We start from the raw sequence: 19,171 nt of genomic DNA, 5'->3' as shown, positions 1-19,171 counted from the left end.
CGCCGCCCGCGGTCAGAAGGCTGCGTCGTCCAAGGACATGATGTCGTTGTCGAGGGTGGTGATCACTCCCTTTACCGCCGTCAGTTGCGGTAGCACATTCTTTGCGAAGAAACTTGCCACCGCAACCTTTCCGGCGTAGAAGGCGCGGTCCTTCTCCGCCGCGTCGGCCGCGAGGGCCGCGGCCGCGATCTCCGCTTGGACCAGCAGTCGCCAGCCGATGAGCAGGTCACCGACCGCGAGCAGGAAGCGCACCGAACCGAGTCCGATTTTGTACAGTTCGGTCGGCGACTGTTGCGCGGCCATCAGAAAACCGGTGAGCGTGGCGGTCATCGTCTGCACGTCGGCCGAGGCCGTGTGCAGCAACTGCCGCTCGGCCTCGAACCGGCCGGTCTTCGCGTCGAGGAAGGCCGCGATCCGGCGGTTGAGGTGGTCCAGCGCCACACCCTTGTCGCGGACGATCTTGCGGAAGAAGAAGTCCTGCGCCTGGATGGCGGTGGTGCCTTCGTACAACGAGTCGATCTTCGCGTCCCGGATGTACTGCTCGATCGGGTAATCCTGGAGATAACCCGAACCGCCGAAAGTCTGCAGCGACTCAGTCAGGCACTGGTAGGCCCGCTCGGAACCGACGCCCTTGACGATCGGCAGCAGTAAGTCGTTCACCCGGTGCGCCATGTCGGCGTCCGCGCCCGAAACCAGCTGCGCCACATCGGCGTTCTGGTGGGCCGCGGTGTACAGGTACACGGCGCGCAGCCCCTCGGCGTACGCCTTCTGGGTGGCCAGCGAACGACGCACGTCCGGGTGCTGGCTGATCGCGACCCGGGGCGCGGCCTTGTCGGTCATCTGGGTCAGATCCGCGCCTTGTACCCGCTCCTTGGCGTAACCGAGGGCGTGCAGGTATCCGGTCGACAGCGTCCCCGAGGACTTGATGCCGACCATCATGCGCGCGTTCTCGATCACCTGGAACATCTGCGCGATGCCGTTGTGCACCTCGCCGACCAGCCAGCCCTTGGCCGGCACGTCGGTGCCACCAAAAGTCAGCTCGCAGGTGGGCGAGGACTTCAGGCCCATCTTGTGCTCGACCCCGGTGACGTACACACCGTTGCGGTCGCCGAGTTCCAGCGTCTCGTGGTCGAACAGGAATTTCGGCACGTAGAACAGCGAGAGGCCCTTGGTTCCAGGGCCCGCCCCCTCCGGCCGGGCCAGCACCAGGTGGAAGACATTCTCGGCGGTGTCGCCGACCTCGGCACCCGAGATGAAGCGCTTCACGCCCTCGATGTGCCAGGACCCGTCCTCCTGCCGGATGGCTTTGGTGCGGCCCGCGCCGACGTCCGAGCCCGCGTCCGGCTCGGTCAACACCATGGTGCCCTGCCAGCCCTTCTCGAGACCGAGGGTAGCCCAGTGCTTCTGCTGCTCGGTGCCGACGTTGTACAGCACGGAGCCCATCACCGGCCCCATGTTGAAGAAGGAGGCCGAAGGGTTGGCGGAGGTGATCATCTCCGCGACCGCCCACACCAACGCCGCGGGCGCGGGGATGCCGCCCATACCCTCCGGCATGCCCAAACGGCTCCAGCCCGCGTCCCGCACGGCGGCGATCGTCTTGCGGAGCGGCTCCGGAACAGAGATAGAGAAGGTGTTCGCGTCGTAGACCACCGGATCGCGGTCGGCCGCCGCGAAGGACTCCGCGACGGGCCCCTCGGCCAGCCGCCGCACCTCGGACAGGATCTCTCGGGCCGTGTCGGAGTCGAGGTCACCATAGGCGCCGGTATCCAGGAGCTTGTCCAGCTCGAGCACTTCGAACAGGTTGAACTCGATGTCTCGTAGGTTCGCCTTGTAGTGCCCCACCTCGTCCTCCTCGACTCGCGGCTGCACGGCCCATTGTGCGGATCGTGGGTTCTGACGTCGTACAAATCGAAGCGTGCCGCACGGCGGCGACGCTACGCAACCGTAGACACACCCCCCTCGGCAGCGTGGAGTTTCCGACCTCGCACCAGATCACCCACTGTCGACCGCAAACGTTCACATCGATGAAACAGACGAAACCGACTCGTGACCGAGAGATATGCCGGCGCAATAACTTCTGTCTACCGTTCGCATCACGAATACAGCCGCTGTATACAGCCTGGTCTACCGCCGTGACCGGCGCGAAAGGCGGCGTACTCGATGCGGCGCGAACCCAGCGCCGCCGCACCACCTGATGAGGAGAAGGGTTCCGCCCCATGCCAGATTCCCGTGCCATCCATCGACACCGCTCCACGCGCATGGTCAAGGCGTTGGCGATACCGACCGCGGTCGCACTCGCCGGCCTGTTGCTGACCGCGTGTGGCGCCAAGGACGACGCCTCGACTACCGGCTCGAATTCCGTGTCCTGCGTCGACACGTCGAAGGACACGATCAAGGTCGGTTCGCTGCACTCGCTGTCCGGCACCATGGCCATTTCCGAGGTAACGGTCGCCAACTCGACCAAGCTGGCCGTGGATCAGATCAACGCCGCGGGCGGCGTCCTGGGCAAGAAGGTCGAGTTGGTGCTCGAGGACGGCGCCTCGGACCCGAAGACCTTCGCGGAGAAGGCGGAGAAACTGATCAGCTCCGACTGCGTCGCGGCCGTGTTCGGCGGGTGGACCTCGTCGAGCCGCAAGGCCATGAAGCCGAAGTTCGAGAGCCTGAACTCACTGCTCTACTACCCCGTCCAGTACGAGGGCCTGGAGGACAGCAAGAACATCTTCTACACCGGTGCGACCACCAACCAGCAGATCATCCCGGCGCTGGACTACCTGAAGCAGAAGGGCATCACCTCCCTCTACCTGGTCGGCAGCGACTACGTCTTCCCGCAGACCGCCAATCGCGAGATCAAGGCTTACGCCGCGGCCAACGGCATCGATATCAAGGGCGAGGACTACACCCCGCTGGGTTCGACCGACTTCTCCACCATCGTGAACAAGGTCCGCACCGCGAAGGCCGGCGCGGTGTTCAACACCCTCAACGGCGACTCCAACGTCGCCTTCTTTCGCGAGTACACCAACGCGGGCCTGAAAGCCGCCGACATGCCGGTGGTTTCGGTATCCATCGCCGAAGAGGAAGTCGCGGGCATCGGCGCGCAGAACGTCGCAGGACAGCTGACCGCCTGGAATTACTACCAGACCGTCGACACCCCCGTGAACAACAAGTTCGTCGCGGACTACAAGGCCGCGTACGGTGCCGACAAGCCGACCTCGGACCCGATGGAAGCCGCCTACGCCTCGGTCTACCTGTGGAAGAACACGGTCGAGAAGGCGAAGTCGTTCAAGGTGGCGGATATCCAGGCCGCCGCCGACGGCGTGACCTTCGAGGCGCCGGAGGGCCTGGTCACCATCGATGGCTCCAACCACCACATCACCAAGACCGCCCGCATCGGCGAGATCCGTCCGGACGGACTCATCTACACCGTGTGGGACTCAGGCAAGGCAATCACACCGGACCCCTACCTGAAGTCCTACGACTGGGCCAAAGAACTGAAGTAAGTCCCTCATCGCAGCCCTGGACGGCGCAAGGAGGCCAGCGGCGGTTGCACCGAACCACTGGACGCTCGAGCAACCACCACAGCGAGCCTTACGAGCGCCGTTCGCGGCCGCGCGGCCAAAGACACAGGAGTTCCTTATGGACGTTGCGATCGGCCAGCTCTTCACCGGGCTGAGCCTGGGATCGATTCTCTTGCTCGCAGCGCTCGGGCTTTCGCTGACCTTCGGTCAGATGGGCGTGATCAACATGGCGCACGGCGAGTTCATCATGGCCGGGTGCTACACGACTTACGTGGTGCAGAAGGTCATCACGTCGGCGGGTGTCTCGCTCGTCGTCTCGCTGCTCATCGGTTTCCTCGTCGGTGGGCTGCTCGGCGCGGCGTTGGAGATGGGCCTGATTCGCTGGATGTACGACCGGCCGCTGGACACCTTGCTGGTCACCTTCGGTGTCGGGTTGGTGTTGCAACAGTTCGCCCGCGACATCTTCGGCGCACCCGCCAAGAACGTCATCGCGCCGGGATGGCTCAGCGGCGGCGTCACGATTATGGGCGCGGTGGTGCCGAGGACCCGCATCTTCATTCTCGTCCTCGCGGTCGCCGCGGTGACCGCGCTTGCCGCAGTGCTCGCGACGACACCGCTGGGGCGGCGGATCCGCGCCGTGGTGCAGAACCGGGGACTGGCCGAAACGTCCGGTGTCTCCAGCCGTTTCACCGACATCAGTACCTTCTTCATCGGCTCCGGGCTGGCCGGTGTCGCCGGTGTCGCGCTCACACTGATCGGTTCCACCAGCCCGACGATCGGCCAAAGCTATCTGATCGACGCGTTCCTCGTGGTGGTCATCGGCGGGCTCGGCCAGATCAAGGGCACGGTGATCGCGGCGTTCGCCCTCGGCCTGCTCAATTCCTACATCGAGTATTCGACCACCGCGTCCATCGCGAAGGTCGTCGCCTTCGTCATCATCGTCATCTTCTTGCAGGTCCGCCCGCAGGGCCTGTTCACCGTCCGCACAAGGAATCTCGCATGACTTCGCTCGTACAACGGTGGCGTGCGCACTCCTCGCTGACCGCTCTGGCCGGTTTCACGGTCGCCGCCCTGCTGCTGTTCGCGGTCGCCCCCGCGGTGCTCAGCGACTTCCGGCTCAACTTGCTCGCGAAGTTCCTCTGCTTCGCGATCGTCGCGGTCGGCATCGGATTGGCCTGGGGCCGTGGTGGAATGCTTACCCTGGGTCAGGGTGTGTTCTTCGGCATCGGCGCCTACGTCATGGCGATGCATCTGCAAATGGCGGACGCGGCCCGGCTCGGCAACGATGTGCCGGAGTTCATGGAGATCGCCGGTATCCGCGAATTGCCCTCGTTCTGGACGCCGTTCGCGTCCGCTCCAGTAGCGCTGCTGGGCATTCTCGTGCTGCCCGCGCTGATCGCCGCGGTGCTCGGCTACGGCGTGTTCAAGCGCCGGGTCAAGGGTGCTTACTTCGCCATCCTCAGCCAGGCACTTGCCGCCGCGCTGGCCATCCTACTCACCGGCCGGCAGACCATCGGCGGCTTCACCGGCCTGTCGGATTTCCGCGCCTTCTTCGGCTTCAAGCTGTCCGACCCGGCGAACCGGCAGATGCTGTTCTTCATCGCGGCGGGCACCCTGCTGGGTGTGGTCGCGCTGGTGCGGCAGCTGATGCACAGCAGGTATGGCGAACTGCTGGTCGCCGTGCGCGACCAGGAGGAGCGGGTGCGCTTCTTGGGTTACGACCCGGCGAACGTGAAGATCGTCGCCTACGTGGTCGCCGCGTTCTTCGCGGGCATCGCCGGTGCGTTGTTCACCCCGATCGTCGGCATCATCTCGCCCGCCGACATCGGCGTCGTTCCGTCTATCGCGTTCCTCATCGGCGTCGCGATCGGCGGCCGCACCACCCTGCTCGGGCCGGTGCTGGGCGCGATCGGCGTGGCGTGGGCTCAGACGGCGTTCTCCGAGGAGTTCCCCTCCGGCTGGACTTACCTGCAAGGCGTGCTGTTCATCGTAGTGGTCGGCTTCGTGCCGGCCGGACTCGCCGGACTGTGGCCGATGCTGAAAGGCATGCTGGACAGCAGGTTCCGGCGTTCGGCACTGGTCGTGGTGACCGAAGTGCTAACCGAGGCCGACCCCTCGGCGGAGAAGGTGGAATCCCGATGACCGAGACGACCCGACCCGAACTCGGCGGCAACGCCGGAATGTCCAGCGAGTACCTCGAAATCCGGGGTCTGTCGGTGAGTTTCGACGGCTTCAAGGCCGTCGCCGACGTGGACCTGACGGTGTTGCAGGGCGACCTGCGCTTTCTCATCGGCCCCAATGGGGCGGGCAAGACCACACTCATCGACGCGATCACCGGACTGGTCACAGCGACCGGATCAGCGCAGAAGAGCGGCGTCGAACTGCTCGGCAAGAAGGTGCACCAGATCGCCAGACTCGGCATCGGGCGGACGTTTCAGACCGCGAGTGTGTTCGAGCAGCTCAGCGTGCTACAGAATCTCGATATCGCGGCGGGTGCGGGGCGCTCGGCGCTCACCATGCTGCGGCGGCGCAAGTCAGTGCTGCCCGGCATCGAGGATGCGCTCGAGACCATCGGCCTCGCCGACCTGCGCGACCAACCCGCGGGGGTGCTGGCACACGGGCAGAAGCAGTGGCTGGAGATCGGCATGCTGCTGGTGCAGAACGCCTCGGTACTGCTGCTGGACGAACCGGTCGCGGGCATGAGTGCCGAAGAGCGCGAGGAGACCGGGAACCTGTTGCGCCGGATCGGTGCCGAACGTGTCGTCGTCGTGGTCGAGCACGACATGGACTTCATGCGTGCCTTCGCCACCTCGGTGACCGTGCTGGCGGGCGGCACAGTGCTCAGCGAGGGCACCGTCGAGCAGGTGCAGGCGGACCCGAGGGTGCAGGAGGTGTACTTGGGTACCGCCGCTGCCGTGGGGACCGAAGCTGGAAGACGAAACGACCATGCAGAGCAAGGAGTCCACTGATGCTCGAGCTGATCGATATCCACTCCGGCTACGGCCGTACCGAGGTGATCCACGGCGTCTCGGTGACGGTTCCGGACGACAGCGTGGTCGCCGTCATGGGGCACAACGGGGCGGGTAAGACCACGTTGCTGCGCACCGCCGTCGGCCTGATCGGCACGAAGTCGGGGCGGATCGAATTCGACGGAGAAACCATCACCAAGCTGTCCCCGTCTCGGCGGGTGCGCCGCGGCATCGCCTACGTGCCGCAGGGGCAGCAAAGCTTTCCACAGCTGACCACCGCGGAGAACCTGCAGGTCGTCGCGGATGGACGGAAGCGGGGCAAGACGCTGATCGACGAGTCGCTCGACCTCTTCCCCGCGCTGCGTGACCTGCTCACCCGCAAGGCGGGTCTGCTTTCCGGAGGCCAGCGCCAGCAACTCGCGATCGCGAGGGCGTTGATCACCGAGCCGAAGCTGCTCATCCTCGACGAGCCGACCGAGGGCATCCAGCCGTCGGTGGTCGACGAGATCGAGCGCACCATCATTGATCTCACCCAGCGCGGCGGGTTGAGTGTGCTGCTGGTCGAGCAGCACATCGGCTTCGCGCTGCAGGCGGCGCAGCGCTACTACGTCCTGCGATCCGGCCGGGTCACCTCCACCGGGGCCGGCGGCGCGGGCGCGGAGACCGCGGTCCGCTCGGCGATGGCGATCTGAGCGCCGCCATGACCCGCCACAGGGGTCGGATCCCGTTGAGCGAGCGCGTGTACGACTCGCTGCGCCGGGATCTGGCCACCGGAGCGATTGTGCCGACCGAACGGCTCGGCGAAGAACGTCTCGCCGAGATCTACGAGGTGTCGCGCACCCCGGTGCGCGAGGCGCTGGCGCGGTTGCAAGCCGAGGGGCTGGTCGAGCGACTCTCCGACGGCCTGTACCCGTACCGGCCTCGGCTGGATGAACTCGATCATCTCTACGAGTTGCGGATTGTGTTGGAGGCCAGGGGAATGCAGCGGGTGCGGACCGGAGGACCCGGGTCGACACCCGCGCACGACCTGGATCTGGTGCACGCGGAACTCGAAATATGGCGCGCTTCGCGCGACGATCCGCCCGAGCCCGGCCCCGGGCTGGTGGCCGCCGACGAACGATTCCACACCACGTTGCTGGCCGCGGCGGGCAATGCCGCCCTTGCCGACGCGCTCGCCGCCGTGCACGTCCGAGTACGCCCGGTGCGCACACTGGATCTACCCACCCCGGACCGGATCGCCACGATGACCGCCGAGCACATCGCCATCGCGGAGCATTTGCTGACCGGGGCGGTCGACGCCGCGCTCGAGACTCTCACCACCCATATCGATACCTCGCGGGCACATGTGCTCGCCCGAGCGCAGCACGCGCTGCGGCTCACCAAACTGGGCAGGGCCGTGCGGGATTGACGTTCAGCAGTTCGGTTGGAACGGCCAGCACTCGGCCGGACGGTGCGGCGGCGGCGATGGTGTCGGACTTATCGTGGTGGTGTCGGCCGCCGGGGCCTGCTGCGCCGAATCGTGGGCCAGCGCGGTGGCGATCACTCCGAGCACGAGCACCATGCCGACAACCGCGACGGCGACCACGGTCCAGCCCGCGTATGCCTGTTGTCTGGTCGCGACACCCGGAGTCGGCTCCACTCGCGGTTTCGGTTGGCGCGCGATGGTGGTCGTCGCCTCCGGCACGTTCTCCTCGAATCCCGCGTCGATCAGCTCGGTGCGGGGCGGGACAAGGTCGGCGAGGCCCAGCGCGTTACACGCGCCGATCACCCGGTCCGCGGTCCAATTGCGCGGGCCCGCGGAGAACCCCTCCAGATAGATGCGCAGCTCGGTCGCGTCCGCGACATTGCCGACGACGACATCCAGCCCGGGCCGCAGGGTGGTGCGCGAAGGGCGCACCACCGCGCCACGAAATGGAATGAGCACGACGGCTCCGCTGATGTGCCCCGGGTCCTGCAGCGACCGCTCGAGCATGTGCTTCACGGCGTAGATGCCGTGTTCCACTCGAGCGGACGGGCTTCCGGAACCGAGGTCGTCCAGCTGCACCGGGGCGTCGCTGATCTTCCACGGTCCGTCGGCGGGAATGCTGAGGATGCCGCTCTGCCTGCGTTCGAACCCGTGTACCTCGAGCACGGTGAGCCCCCGCGGCGTCCATACCACCGCGTCGATCCGCCGGTTGTCCGCCTCCAGGTCGATCATGGCGAGCCCGGTCGTCGGATACGACCGCAGGCACGCGACGAATTCCTGCTCGGCGCCGGAAAGCTGCGCTCCGGACCTGACCCTCACCAGCATCTGTTCCCCTGCCGACCTGTTGCGTACACCTGGGTGCGGGCATCCCTTTGTGGCCGCGGCGACTCGCACCGGTACTGATGATGACGGTGTACGCCGCCGAAAACCACTGGAAAGCATAAGAATGCTTCCGCGATCCGAGGGCTACCGCAAGGTAGGCTCACAACTCGGCCGGCACCGGCGCCGGCCGCACACACCACGCGGAGGTGGCGACCAAGCATGGTTTCAGCGCTGCGACCACGCATTTCGCCCGGACGACTCCGGGAACTCGGCCCGATCAACTGGGTTGCCTGGCAGCTACTTTCCCGCGCCGCGGGTACCGACGACGCGCACTTGTTCAGCACGCTCGGTCGCACGCGGGGCCTGTTCCGCGGCTGGCTGCACTATTCGGGCAAGCTCATGCCGGGTGGGCGGCTGCCGCGCCTCGAATCGGAGCTGGTCATCATTCGCGTCGCGCACCTGCGCGGGTGTGACTATGAGATGGACCATCATATCCGGCTCGGCAGGCGAGCCGGTGTGACCACAGAGATTCTCGATCGGCTGCGCGGGGGACCGGGCGCGGAGGGTTGGTCGAACAAGCACCAGGCGCTGCTCACCGCAGTGGACCAGCTGGTAGAAACGCGCGACCTCGACGACGAGACGTGGGCCGCGCTGGCGGAACACTACGACGAGCGCCGCCTGATCGAAATCGTCTTGCTCGTCAACCAATATGAGGGTCTCGCGGCCACTATCACCGCCCTGCGCATCCAGCGCGACGGCGTCTAGGTCCCGGCATCAGGGGGCGCGCGTCCCCTCGATGTGGCGGGCCAGCCCGTCCAGCACTCGCGCCAGCCCGAACTCATAGGCGTGGTCAGCACTGTAGGCGGCGTCGTGGACTCGGCCCGCGGCCGCGCCGACACGTGCGGCCAGCGGATAGCGCCGCACGTCGAAGACCTGCTCCAGCAGCGGGGCGGCGCGTTCCCACCACTGTCGGTCGGACATCGCACTGTCTGCGGCGGCACGCTCGGTATCGATGGCGATGCGGGCGATGGACGTGACGAAACCGAGCACGAATGTCAGGGCGGCGTCCATCGTGACGTCATCGAGACCGAGACCGTCGAACACCCGCAGCTCGTGGTCGTATTTCGCGACGAGGCCGGGGCCGAGCGGCGGACGGGTGGTCGGCAGGTAGGCGACCCACGGATGGCGCGCCAGCATGGCGCGGTTCTCCGCGGCGACGAGAGTGACTCGTTCACGCCAGGACAGGCCGGTCAGATCGGCGCGCTCCATTTCCGCGTACACCGTGTCGAGCATGAGGTCGACCAATTCCGCCTTGCCCGGCACGTAGGTGTAGGTGGCCATCGGGGTCAGGCCCAGTTCGGTGGCGACCGCGCGCATGGTGAGCGCACCGATGCCCGCCGAGTCGGCGATCGCGATCGCCGCCGCGACCACCGCCTCGACGCTGCTGCGCTGCTTCGGCCCGCGGCCGGGGCTCGCCGGAACCCGCCACAGCAACTCCAAAGTGCGCACGGGGTCGCCCGCGCTGCTGCGCTCCTTCGGCTGTCCCACGCTGCCTCCGATCCGATCGAACCCCGATCGTATCGACGTGATTCAACTCATAGCACGAACGGGGCAGTTTAGTCTACAAAGTACAACGTACTTAGTATAGAATTATGTCGGCAACCGAGGAGGACATATGAACATCACCGCTTCCGCCATCTCACTCAACGTTCCCGACCCGCAGGCCTCGGCGAAGTTTCTCGTCGACCACCTCGGATTCGAGGAGAAGATGTCGGCCGACGGTTTCGTTTCCCTGGACCGGCCCGACGCTGGGCTGAACGTGATCTACCTGCGCACCGGGCTGGCGACATTCAAGCCGAAGAGCGCGGCGGGCAGCGCGGGCGAAGGACTGCTCGTGGTGTTCGTCGTGGACGACATCGATGCCGAATACACCCGGCTGCGCGGCGAGGGGGTGCCGATCGTAACGCCCGTCGAGACCGAGGAGTGGGGCGAACGGTACTTCCAGATGAGCGATCCGAACGGGATCGTCATCCAACTGGTGCAGTGGATGTGACGTGTTTTCGGCCGCGCGGGCGGGGCGTGTTCGCGGCCCCTCTCGGCTCGCGTTCAAGCAGGCGACGCCGGCGACTTCGTCGCGAACACGTCGGCCGCTTGGACGCGAGCCGGGCCGCGAAGGGGCAATGCTCGTTCTCGCTCCGTTCGCTCCGCTCGAAAAATCGGGGTTGTGCCGAAGCGGTGGCGTGCGGTGCTCAACCGCGGCAGCACCGAGCATTCGCCACTAGCCCTTGCGGCCGTGACGTCGTTGCGGCTACGTCACGAAAGCGGCGGGCGCCAGGACGCTTACCTCAACCGAGCGCACCGCGGAATACCTCGACCGCCGAGGTGGCGGGGCGGCCGAGCAGCTTCTGCAGATCGCCGGACTGCACATCGAGAATGCCTCGGGCGACGCCGGTGTCGGCGTCGGCGAGTCCGTTGGCGTAGGCGGCGGGCAGCCCCGCCTGGACGAGCCCCGCCGCGTAATCCGCCTCCGGCAGATTCTCGTAGCGCACCGGCTTGCCCGCTGCCTGCGAGATCGCCTGTGCCAGTTCGGCGTAGGTGAGCCGTTCGTCGCCTCCGAGTTCATAAACCTGTCCCGCGTGACCGTCCGTGGTGAGCACCCTGGCTGCCGCCTCGGCGTAGTCGGCGCGCGCCGCGCCCGCCACCCGCCCCTCGCCCGCGGCGCCGTGCAGCACGCCCGACTCCACCGCGTGCGCGAGGCCGCCGAGGTAGTTCTCCCAGTACCAGCCGTTGCGCAGAATGACGTGCGGCACCGTCGCTTCGGCGAGCACCGCCTCGGTCCCCTTGTGCTCCTGCGCGAGAATCAGCGGATTGTCGGTCGCGTTCGGAATGCTGGTGTAGGCGAGCAGCTCGACGCCTGCACGTTCGGCGGCGCGAATGACGTTGGTGTGCTGGGCTACACGCGCACCGAATTCGTTGCCGGAGACCAGCAGCACCCGGTCGACGCCGTCGAGCGCCTTGTCCAGCGCCGCCACGTCGTCATAGTCGGCCTTCCGGACATCGACGCCATGCTCGACCAGGTCGGCGATCTTCCGCGGGTCGCGCACAATCGCGACGACCGGTGTCGATCCCTCGCGCACCAGCGCCTCCACCACAAGTCGGCCCAGCTGTCCACTGGCCCCGGTCACTGCGACGGTCATGACTACCTCCAAGGTATGTACGGTTCTGCTAGTACTAACAAATAGTAAGTACTGAACATTTCTACACTACTTTCATCGAGCTGGGTACTATCGGAATCATGAGCCCCCAGCGAACCGTGTCGGCGGACGGCGACGATCCCGCGCTGGAAGCCGATGTCTTCGCCAGGAACTGCACGTCACGGCCGGTGTTACAGAATGTGGCCAGCCGCTGGGGCACCCTGGCACTCGTCGCGCTCCGCGAAGGTCCGTACCGATTCAGCGCCCTGCGCAGGCGGGTCGACGGCGTGAGCGAGCGCATGCTGTCGCAGACCCTGCAGGCGCTCGAGCGCGACGGCATGGTGCACCGCGAGGTACACGAGACCATTCCTCCGCGCGTCGAGTACACCCTCACAGAACTGGGCGCCGAGGTAGCCGCGGCCCTGGAAGCACTCATCCAGCTGGTCGAAACGAACATGCCGCGCGTCCACGAAGCGCAGGCGGCCTACCACCGCGACTGAGCGAATCGCCGCGCGTACGGGAAGAGACCGCCGACACCGGCGGTTACATGGGCATGGAACTCGCCGCCGCAGTCGATTTCGCACGGGACCACCGCAGGTCCGTGCTCACCACGATCCGCCGCAACGGGCGCCCGCAACTGTCCAACGTGTTGCACGTCGTCGGCGACGACGGCCGCCTTCGCATCTCCATCACCGCCGACCGCGCCAAGTATCACAACCTGATTCGCGACCCATGGGCCGCCGTTCACATCACCCGCGACGACTTCTTCGCCTACGTGGTTCTCGAAGGCACGGTGGAAGTCACCGCTGTCGCCGCCTCCCCCGACGACGCCACGGTCGACGCCCTCGTCGACTACTACCGCACCGCCTCCGGCGAACACCCGGATTGGGCCGAATACCGCACCGCGATGGTCGCCGACCGCCGCGCAATGGTCCTACTCACCCCGACACACGCCTACGGCATGCTCTGAGGGGCCAACCGCTGGGCCGGGCCCGTGCGGATGCCGGAGCGAGTCGGTCGAGCGCCGCCGATCGCTCAGCGGGACATCAGTTCGGACACCGTGGCGAAACGATAGCCCGCGGAACGCAATTCGGCGATGATGCGGGGTATGGCGGCCAGTGCGGCGGTGGGCCCGTACATCACGTGTAGCAGGATGATCGAGCCGGGGCGGACCTTGTCGAGGGTTTCGGCGACAATCCCGTCCGCGGTCGCGTCCTTGCCGGAATCGGGTTCGACGTCCCACATCGCGGTGACGCGGTTGTGCTCGGCAAGGTAGTGCGGCAGCATTACGAGCTTCTTGCCGTAGGGCGGGCGGAAGGTGATCGGCCCGACGTAACCGGTTTTCATGATCTCGGCGTCGGTGCGCTCCACTTCGTCACGGACCGTCCCGGGGGTGACGAAGACCATCCGCCGATGTGAATAGGTGTGGTTGCCGATCTCGTGGCCTGCCGCGGCGATCGCCCGCCCCTGCTCGGGATGCGCGGCGATATCACGGCCGTTCAGGTAGAACGTAGCCGGAACCTGGGCGTCGGCAAGGACTTTCAGCACCTCGGGCGCACGGTCGGATGGCCCGTCGTCCAAGGTCAGCGCGACCACTTTCTCGTCGGTGTCCACCCGGCTCACCACGTGACCACCCAGCTGGAAGGTACGGGCGTTCATCAGGTAGTAGCTGCCCATCCCGACCAGCACCACGACGACGAGCACCGGAATACTTCCGAGCAGCAATCTGCGAAGCATGCTCGCTGTATAGCAGACCACCGGGGCCGACGCCGAATTCCGAAGTTCCTACCGGCGCGGAAACCCTTGCCCGAGAAGCCGAGAGGCTCGCCGCTCGAAAGACGGCACGGGGGTCCCGCTCAGCGTCCGCCGAGGAATGACTTCGCGGGAACGAACAACTCGTGACCCGATTCGAATCGGATGTGTACGCCTTCCGGCCGCCAGTCCGCCTCCCGCAGGACGGGGCGCTCGACGTTGGTGATGGCGATCTCGACGAAATGTCCGTAGACCAGATCGGGGGACCGGCCGGCGTACACCTCGTAGGTCTGGGGACGGCCGAGCAGCCAGCTGCGTTTCCGCACGATGCCCACGTAATGGGTTGCGGTGTCCTCGGGATACTCGACGTGCTCCGGCTGCGCCATGCGCTGCACCGCCTCGAACCGGTGGAGGCCGGTGTCAGCGAGGACGATCGCCAGCGTGGCACAGCCGCCGAGCACGGCGCAGAGCAGCAGCCGCGCGAAGGGCCCGGGTCGCGCATGACCGCCCGGGCCGTTCGAGGACGACACGCAATCAGAAGTTGATCATGTGCCCGGCCAGGCCGTGGAAGGCCTCCTGGAGGGCCTCGCTGAGGGTCGGGTGGGTGTGCACGTTGCGGGTCAGCTCGTTGACCGTCAGGTCCCACTTCTGCGCAAGCGTGAGCTCGGGCAGCAGCTCCGACACATCTGGTCCGATGAGGTGACCGCCGAGCAGCTCGCCGTACTCGGCGTCGGCGACGAGCTTGACGAAACCGGTCGGGTCGCCCAGGCCGTGCGCCTTGCCGTTGGCGGTGAACGGGAAGGTGGAGACCTTCACGTCGTAGCCCTCGTCGCGGGCCTGCTGCTCGGTCAAGCCGAAGCTGGCGACCTGGGGCTGGCAGAAGGTGGCGCGCGGCATCATCCGGTAGTCACCGAGGGTGACGGTCTCCGCGCCCGCGATAGTCTCGGCCGCGACCACACCCTGCGCCTCCGCGACGTGCGCGAGCTGCAGCTTCGCGGTGACGTCACCGATGGCGTAAATGTGCGGCACGCTGGTGCGCATGTTGTCGTCGATCGCGATGGCGCCACGCTCGAGCTGCACACCGGTGGTCTCGAGGCCGTAGCCCTCGACGCGTGGCGCGAAGCCGACAGCCTGCAGCACCTTGTCGACGGTGACGGTCTCGATCGAGCCGGTCTTGTTGTCCTTGATCGAGACGGTCACCTTGGCGCCGTCGTCGTCGATCGACTGCACCGCCGCACCGGTGGTGATGGTGATGCCCAGCTTCTTGTACTGCTTGGTGATCTCCTTGGAGACGTCCACGTCCTCGTTCGGCAGGGCACGGTCGAGGAACTCCACGATCCGCACGTCGACGCCGTAGTTCTTCAGGACGTAGCCGAACTCCATGCCGATCGCGCCGGCGCCGACGATGAGGATCGAGCCGGGCAGGTCGCGGGTGAGGATCTGCTCCTCGTAGGTGACCACGTTCGCGCTCAGCCGGGTGCCGGGCAGCAGCTTGGTGACGGTGCCCGCCGCGATGATCACGTTGTCGAACGTGACCGCCTCGGTGCCGCCCTTGCTGAGCTCGACCGACAGCGAGTTGGGTCCGGTGAAGGTGCCCTTGCCGTCGAACTCGTCGATCTTGTTCTTCTTCATCAGGAAATGGACGCCCTTGACCCGGCCGTCCGCGACTTTGCGGCTGCGGTCGAACGCGACGCCGAAGTCGAAGTTCACCTCACCGGAAATGCCGAAGGTCTTCGCCTCCTTGGTGAAGATGTGTGCCAGTTCCGCATTCCGCAGCAGCGCCTTGGACGGGATGCAGCCCACATTGAGGCACACCCCACCCCAATACTTCTGCTCGACGATCGCGGTACGCAGGCCCAACTGTGCCGCACGAATGGCGGCGACGTAACCGCCTGGACCGGCACCGAGAACAACAACATCGTAATGGGAAGTCACAGGTGCGAGCCTAGCTCCGCCGGGTGAACTTCACCCACCGGTCCCCGCCACAGTGAGAGCCCCGCCACATCTGACCGAGACCGACCCATCGACGGTGCAGGTCAAGTAGGTTCTCGCGGCTAGTCTGGGCGCGTGAGCAGTGGTGGATCGGGCGGTCCGGTCTCCGTCCCCGCGCCCGGCCCTTCGACACCCACCAGGGACGGCGCCGGGATTCCGCGGCCGGATCTGCTGGATGGGACCGCCTCCACCCATCTGACCCGGCTGGTCCGCGACACCGCACTGCGCGCAGGAGTCGGGGCCGACCGGATCGCCGCCGTTCCCGGCGTCGACGACGCGGCACTGGGCGGCGAGCTGAACCGGATCCCGCTGCGCTCGCTGGTTCGGCTGTGGGAACTGCTCGCGCGGACGCGTACCGTGCCGGGCGCCGGGCTCGCAGTTGTCGACGCCGCACCGCTGGGCACGCTCAACACCTGGGACTATCTCGTCACGAACGGGGCGACCCTAGCCGATGCGCTGCGCACGGCCCAGCCGTACCACCGGCTGGTCACCGCGGCGGCCGAAGGCTTCGACCTGGACGACGACGGCGCGGTCACCATCGGCTACCGCACGACCGCGGGCGACCCGGCCGCGGTCGCGGTGATCAACGAGTACGTGCTCGCCTACTACCTGCGCCGGGCCCGCGAGGCCACCGGACGACCCGTGGTTCCCGAACGCGTCACATTCAGCCGCTCGGCACCGGCCGACCATCGCATCCTCGTCGAAGCCTTCGGTACCGCACACATCGAATTCGACGCACCCGCCGACGCGATCACCTTCACCGCGGCCGACGCCACCGCCCCGCTACCGCGCGCCGATCCGGTGCTCGCCGACCTCCTGCGCAGCCACGCCGACCTTGTCCTGGCCGCCGCGCGCCCGGTCCCGGGGCCGCTGGAGACGTTTCGGATAGCGCTCGCCGCGGCGATCGATGACGGCGAACCGTCTCTTGCCTCGGTCGCACGCCGCCTGGCGGTGAGCACGCGCACGCTGCAACGCCAACTGGCCGACGCGGACACCACGTGGCGGCACGAATACGATCTCCTCCGCTACGCACGGGCGCGAACCCTGCTGGCGGAAGGACGCCTGACGACGGCGGCGATCGCGGGGCGGCTCGGGTTCGCCGACGACCGCGCGCTGCGCAAAGCCTACCGTCGGTGGAGCGGCTCGCCGCCGTCGCGGGCACGAGCGCGGTAACCGCCGCGATCACTATCGCCCCGACGAGCGATCCGATGCGCTGGGCCGGCGATCAGTTCGATGATCCGGCGCGGTTGGCGCGCAGGGACCGGTCGGTGGCGCCGCAGGACCTGGGAGCGAAGCCACGGCGCTCATAACGTCATCGGTACCGGATCGGACAGAGACGGACAGCTCCACAGAGAAGGCAGTGTCATGACGCAGACCACCCTCGCCCTACCGACCACCGCGCGTGAGTTCCAGCTGGCCGCGCGGCCCACCGACGTGCCGACGGCGGACCACTTCGCGCTGGTCGCACGGCCGATCCCGCAGCTCGCCGAGGGCCAGATCCTGGTGCGCAACACCTGGATGTCGGTCGACCCCTACATGCGTGGCCGGATGGACGATCGCCCATCCTACATTTCCCCGTTCCAGCTGGGTGAGGCATTGGAGGGCTCGGCGGTGGGCGAGGTGATCGCGTCGGCCGCTCCGGGCCTCCCGGTAGGCGTGCCGGTCACCCACTTCGCAGGCTGGCGGGACTACTCGGTCGTTGACGCCGCGACCGCCACGCCGATCGACATCGCGCTCGCCGCGCCGCAGCACTACCTCGGTGCGCTCGGCACCACCGGCCTCACCGCCTATGCGGCGTTGACCGACGTGGCGCGGGTCGAGCCGGGCGACACCGTATTCGTCTCCGCGGCGGCGGGTGCGGTGGGCAGCGTCGCGGGGCAGATCGCCAAGGCGCTCGGCGCGGCGCGGGTCATCGGATCGGCAGGCGGAGCGGCGAAGACGGCGCTGCTGCTCGACGAGTTCGGCTTCGACGCCGCTCTGGACTACCGGAAGGGTGATCTGGCCGGACAGCTGACCGCGGCCGCACCCGAGGGTATCGACGTCTACCTCGACAGCGTCGGCGGCGAACACCTGCGCGTCGCGGTGGAGGCCATGCGCCGCAAAGGCAGGATCGCGCTGGTCGGTGCCATCAGTGGATACAACGGGGCCGACGGCGAAGCCGGTCCGGACTTGTATCGTGCCGCGACCATGGAACTCTCGCTGCGCGGCATGCTTGTCAACAGCTACTTCCCTATCTTCGGGGAGTACATCGCCACGGCCGCCGCCTGGCTCGCGGACGGCACTGTGCGCACCAAGGAGACCGTCTACGACGGACTCGAGCAGGCGCCCGCCGCGTTCCTCGGCGTGCTGTCCGGCGCCAACACCGGCAAGATGCTGGTGCGGCTGCAGTGATCTCCGGTCAAGCCCGCCAGACCTGCCCGGCGATCCGTGCGAAATTGCCGCCGAACACCGCCGCCCGGTCCGCCGCGCTGAACCCGCGGCCGGCCAGCGCCGCGTTCAGGCCGGGCACCTCGGTAGCGCCGAGCAGGTCCTCCGGCGGAACCCATTGCAGCGGACCCCATGCGGTGTACATCGCCGAGAAGGCGTCCGGATTCTGCCTCAGCTCGTCGTTGAAGTCCTCGGCGTCGAACGAATAGTCCGACCCGACCCCGATGTGCTCGATCCCGACCAGCGCGGCCCCGTATTCGATATGCGCCGCCATCGCCTCCACTCGCTCGGCCCGCTCATCGACGGCGTTGTGCCCCAAGAAGATCCCCACGCCGTTGATCCCGATCACGCCCCCGGTCGCGGCACACGCGCGGGCCTGCTCGTCGGTGATGTTGCGCGGGTGGTCCCACAGCGCGGCGAAATTCGAGTGGCTGTAGATCATCGGCGCCGCGCTCAGCTCGGACAGTTCCAGGCCGGTGCGCCGCGAGCAGTGCGATCCGTCGGCGAACATCCCGACCTCATCGAGCTTGCGTACCAGATCGCGCCCATAGGGGGTGAGCCCGGTGTCATCGGCGTCCAGGCAGCCGCAACCGGCGGCATTGGCGTGGTTGTAGGTGGGCAACAGCGAGCGAACGCCGAGCTCGTAGAACTGCTCGACGTTGTCCAGATCTGCACCGAGCGGTCCGGAGTCTTCCAGGTCGAACGCCAGCGCGATGGTGTCGCCGCCGATGTCTTCGACACCGCGCACCAGCCGAAACCGTCTGTCTTCCTGCGCATCCCGGCGAAACCGGTGCAGCAGCGCCAGCGAGTCGGCGGTCGACTGGCGGGAGTATCCGACGTTCACCGACAGATACGACCCGGCCGGGTACCGCGCGAGGTCGGAAATTCGCGCCGCGGGCGACAGCGGCAGACAGCAATGCTGCTCCCAGAGAAACGGTCGCAACCTCGAACCTCCTGGTCGGATCGGCCTCGAAGCAGCGATCCTACTGGCCGCCGGAACCATGCGGCGGCGCCCAGCAAATATCGAATCGCTAC

20 protein-coding genes are annotated in these 19,171 nt (G+C 67.1%); 12 read left to right on the top strand and 8 right to left on the bottom strand.

Going from position 1 to position 19,171, the window contains the following annotated elements; translation table 11 throughout:
• Positions 1–12: 12 nt before the first annotated feature.
• Positions 13–1,842, bottom strand: coding sequence for an acyl-CoA dehydrogenase (locus tag AB0H00_RS03010; RefSeq protein WP_357260421.1), 1,830 nt, complete (start codon positions 1,840–1,842; stop codon positions 13–15).
• A 374-nt stretch (positions 1,843–2,216) separates the two neighbouring features.
• Between AB0H00_RS03010 and urtA the strand changes: the two genes are divergently transcribed.
• From urtA to AB0H00_RS02980, 6 genes are all read left to right on the top strand, one after another.
• Entirely contained in the window at positions 2,217–3,497 is a 1,281-nt protein-coding gene (gene urtA / locus AB0H00_RS03005; protein WP_357259810.1) for an urea ABC transporter substrate-binding protein, read from the top strand.
• Between the two features lie 136 nt (positions 3,498–3,633).
• Positions 3,634–4,518, top strand: coding sequence for an urea ABC transporter permease subunit UrtB (gene urtB, locus AB0H00_RS03000; protein WP_357259807.1), 885 nt, complete (start codon positions 3,634–3,636; stop codon positions 4,516–4,518).
• The gene (gene urtC, locus AB0H00_RS02995) at positions 4,515–5,657 is read left to right on the top strand and encodes an urea ABC transporter permease subunit UrtC (protein WP_357259804.1); all 1,143 of its coding nucleotides are present in this window, start codon (positions 4,515–4,517) and stop codon (positions 5,655–5,657) included. The genes urtB and urtC overlap by 4 nt, the downstream gene beginning before the upstream one ends.
• Positions 5,654–6,484 carry an urea ABC transporter ATP-binding protein UrtD gene (gene urtD / locus AB0H00_RS02990; RefSeq protein WP_357259801.1) on the top strand — a complete coding sequence of 277 codons (831 nt, stop codon included), beginning with the start codon at positions 5,654–5,656 and terminating at the stop codon, positions 6,482–6,484. The genes urtC and urtD overlap by 4 nt, the downstream gene beginning before the upstream one ends.
• A complete protein-coding gene (gene urtE / locus AB0H00_RS02985; protein WP_357259799.1) occupies positions 6,484–7,176 on the top strand; it encodes an urea ABC transporter ATP-binding subunit UrtE in 693 nt (230 codons plus the stop codon). The genes urtD and urtE overlap by 1 nt, the downstream gene beginning before the upstream one ends.
• Positions 7,177–7,184: 8 nt before the next feature.
• Entirely contained in the window at positions 7,185–7,892 is a 708-nt protein-coding gene (locus AB0H00_RS02980; protein ID WP_357259797.1) for a GntR family transcriptional regulator, read from the top strand.
• 3 nt (positions 7,893–7,895) lie between these two features.
• Here AB0H00_RS02980 and AB0H00_RS02975 read toward each other — a convergent pair whose 3' ends face one another.
• Positions 7,896–8,774, bottom strand: a complete 879-nt coding sequence (locus AB0H00_RS02975; RefSeq protein ID WP_357259794.1) for an NERD domain-containing protein — start codon at positions 8,772–8,774, stop codon at positions 7,896–7,898.
• A 228-nt stretch (positions 8,775–9,002) separates the two neighbouring features.
• On the opposite strand from AB0H00_RS02975, the gene AB0H00_RS02970 reads away from it, so the two are divergent.
• Positions 9,003–9,536, top strand: coding sequence for a carboxymuconolactone decarboxylase family protein (locus tag AB0H00_RS02970; RefSeq protein WP_357260418.1), 534 nt, complete (start codon positions 9,003–9,005; stop codon positions 9,534–9,536).
• Between the two features lie 9 nt (positions 9,537–9,545).
• Here the strand turns inward: AB0H00_RS02970 and AB0H00_RS02965 are convergent, their stop codons facing one another.
• Positions 9,546–10,319 carry a TetR/AcrR family transcriptional regulator C-terminal domain-containing protein gene (locus AB0H00_RS02965; RefSeq protein ID WP_357259791.1) on the bottom strand — a complete coding sequence of 258 codons (774 nt, stop codon included), beginning with the start codon at positions 10,317–10,319 and terminating at the stop codon, positions 9,546–9,548.
• Between the two features lie 127 nt (positions 10,320–10,446).
• Here AB0H00_RS02965 and AB0H00_RS02960 point away from each other — a divergent pair, with 127 nt between their 5' ends.
• Positions 10,447–10,824 carry a VOC family protein gene (locus AB0H00_RS02960; RefSeq protein WP_357259788.1) on the top strand — a complete coding sequence of 126 codons (378 nt, stop codon included), beginning with the start codon at positions 10,447–10,449 and terminating at the stop codon, positions 10,822–10,824.
• Positions 10,825–11,116: 292 nt separating this feature from the next.
• On the opposite strand, the gene AB0H00_RS02955 is transcribed toward AB0H00_RS02960, so the two are convergent.
• A complete protein-coding gene (locus tag AB0H00_RS02955; protein WP_357259785.1) occupies positions 11,117–11,968 on the bottom strand; it encodes an SDR family oxidoreductase in 852 nt (283 codons plus the stop codon).
• A 98-nt stretch (positions 11,969–12,066) separates the two neighbouring features.
• Here AB0H00_RS02955 and AB0H00_RS02950 point away from each other — a divergent pair, with 98 nt between their 5' ends.
• Both AB0H00_RS02950 and AB0H00_RS02945 read left to right on the top strand, forming a co-directional pair.
• Positions 12,067–12,465: a helix-turn-helix domain-containing protein gene (locus tag AB0H00_RS02950; protein WP_357259782.1), complete on the top strand. Its 399-nt coding sequence runs from the start codon at positions 12,067–12,069 to the stop codon at positions 12,463–12,465.
• Positions 12,466–12,518: 53 nt separating this feature from the next.
• Complete coding sequence (locus tag AB0H00_RS02945; protein ID WP_357260415.1) at positions 12,519–12,935, top strand: PPOX class F420-dependent oxidoreductase; 417 nt, start codon at positions 12,519–12,521, stop codon at positions 12,933–12,935.
• A 65-nt stretch (positions 12,936–13,000) separates the two neighbouring features.
• On the opposite strand, the gene AB0H00_RS02940 is transcribed toward AB0H00_RS02945, so the two are convergent.
• The 3 genes from AB0H00_RS02940 to lpdA form a co-directional block, all read right to left on the bottom strand.
• A complete protein-coding gene (locus tag AB0H00_RS02940; protein WP_357259779.1) occupies positions 13,001–13,702 on the bottom strand; it encodes a polysaccharide deacetylase family protein in 702 nt (233 codons plus the stop codon).
• 119 nt (positions 13,703–13,821) lie between these two features.
• Positions 13,822–14,247 carry a hypothetical protein gene (locus tag AB0H00_RS02935; RefSeq protein ID WP_357259776.1) on the bottom strand — a complete coding sequence of 142 codons (426 nt, stop codon included), beginning with the start codon at positions 14,245–14,247 and terminating at the stop codon, positions 13,822–13,824.
• A 4-nt stretch (positions 14,248–14,251) separates the two neighbouring features.
• Complete coding sequence (gene lpdA, locus AB0H00_RS02930) at positions 14,252–15,652, bottom strand: dihydrolipoyl dehydrogenase (protein ID WP_357259773.1); 1,401 nt, start codon at positions 15,650–15,652, stop codon at positions 14,252–14,254.
• Positions 15,653–15,784: 132 nt separating this feature from the next.
• Between lpdA and AB0H00_RS02925 the strand changes: the two genes are divergently transcribed.
• Positions 15,785–16,882: an AraC family transcriptional regulator ligand-binding domain-containing protein gene (locus AB0H00_RS02925; protein ID WP_357259770.1), complete on the top strand. Its 1,098-nt coding sequence runs from the start codon at positions 15,785–15,787 to the stop codon at positions 16,880–16,882.
• Between the two features lie 192 nt (positions 16,883–17,074).
• Complete coding sequence (locus tag AB0H00_RS02920; protein ID WP_357259767.1) at positions 17,075–18,100, top strand: NADP-dependent oxidoreductase; 1,026 nt, start codon at positions 17,075–17,077, stop codon at positions 18,098–18,100.
• Positions 18,101–18,107: 7 nt separating this feature from the next.
• Here the strand turns inward: AB0H00_RS02920 and AB0H00_RS02915 are convergent, their stop codons facing one another.
• Positions 18,108–19,079, bottom strand: a complete 972-nt coding sequence (locus tag AB0H00_RS02915; protein WP_357259765.1) for a membrane dipeptidase — start codon at positions 19,077–19,079, stop codon at positions 18,108–18,110.
• Positions 19,080–19,171: the final 92 nt, after the last annotated feature.

The sequence above is a fragment of the Nocardia sp. NPDC023852 genome (assembly GCF_040639505.1).
In the GTDB taxonomy this organism is placed as follows: domain Bacteria; phylum Actinomycetota; class Actinomycetes; order Mycobacteriales; family Mycobacteriaceae; genus Nocardia.
The sequence above is the reverse complement of the archived record's forward strand: the minus strand, read 5'-3'. Positions and strand labels throughout refer to the sequence as shown.

Bases quoted from the DNA above. Each gene is read 5' to 3' on its own strand.
- urtA (WP_357259810.1), top strand. From the start codon at position 2,217: ATGCCAGATTCCCGTGCCATCCATCGACACCGCTCCACGCGCATGGTC.
- urtB (WP_357259807.1), top strand. From the start codon at position 3,634: ATGGACGTTGCGATCGGCCAGCTCTTCACCGGGCTGAGCCTGGGATCG.
- urtC (WP_357259804.1), top strand. From the start codon at position 4,515: ATGACTTCGCTCGTACAACGGTGGCGTGCGCACTCCTCGCTGACCGCT.
- urtD (WP_357259801.1), top strand. From the start codon at position 5,654: ATGACCGAGACGACCCGACCCGAACTCGGCGGCAACGCCGGAATGTCC.
- urtE (WP_357259799.1), top strand. From the start codon at position 6,484: ATGCTCGAGCTGATCGATATCCACTCCGGCTACGGCCGTACCGAGGTG.
- AB0H00_RS02980 (WP_357259797.1), top strand. From the start codon at position 7,185: ATGACCCGCCACAGGGGTCGGATCCCGTTGAGCGAGCGCGTGTACGAC.
- AB0H00_RS02975 (WP_357259794.1), bottom strand. From the start codon at position 8,774: ATGCTGGTGAGGGTCAGGTCCGGAGCGCAGCTTTCCGGCGCCGAGCAG.
- AB0H00_RS02960 (WP_357259788.1), top strand. From the start codon at position 10,447: ATGAACATCACCGCTTCCGCCATCTCACTCAACGTTCCCGACCCGCAG.
- AB0H00_RS02955 (WP_357259785.1), bottom strand. From the start codon at position 11,968: ATGACCGTCGCAGTGACCGGGGCCAGTGGACAGCTGGGCCGACTTGTG.
- AB0H00_RS02950 (WP_357259782.1), top strand. From the start codon at position 12,067: ATGAGCCCCCAGCGAACCGTGTCGGCGGACGGCGACGATCCCGCGCTG.
- AB0H00_RS02945 (WP_357260415.1), top strand. From the start codon at position 12,519: ATGGAACTCGCCGCCGCAGTCGATTTCGCACGGGACCACCGCAGGTCC.
- AB0H00_RS02940 (WP_357259779.1), bottom strand. From the start codon at position 13,702: ATGCTTCGCAGATTGCTGCTCGGAAGTATTCCGGTGCTCGTCGTCGTG.
- AB0H00_RS02920 (WP_357259767.1), top strand. From the start codon at position 17,075: ATGACGCAGACCACCCTCGCCCTACCGACCACCGCGCGTGAGTTCCAG.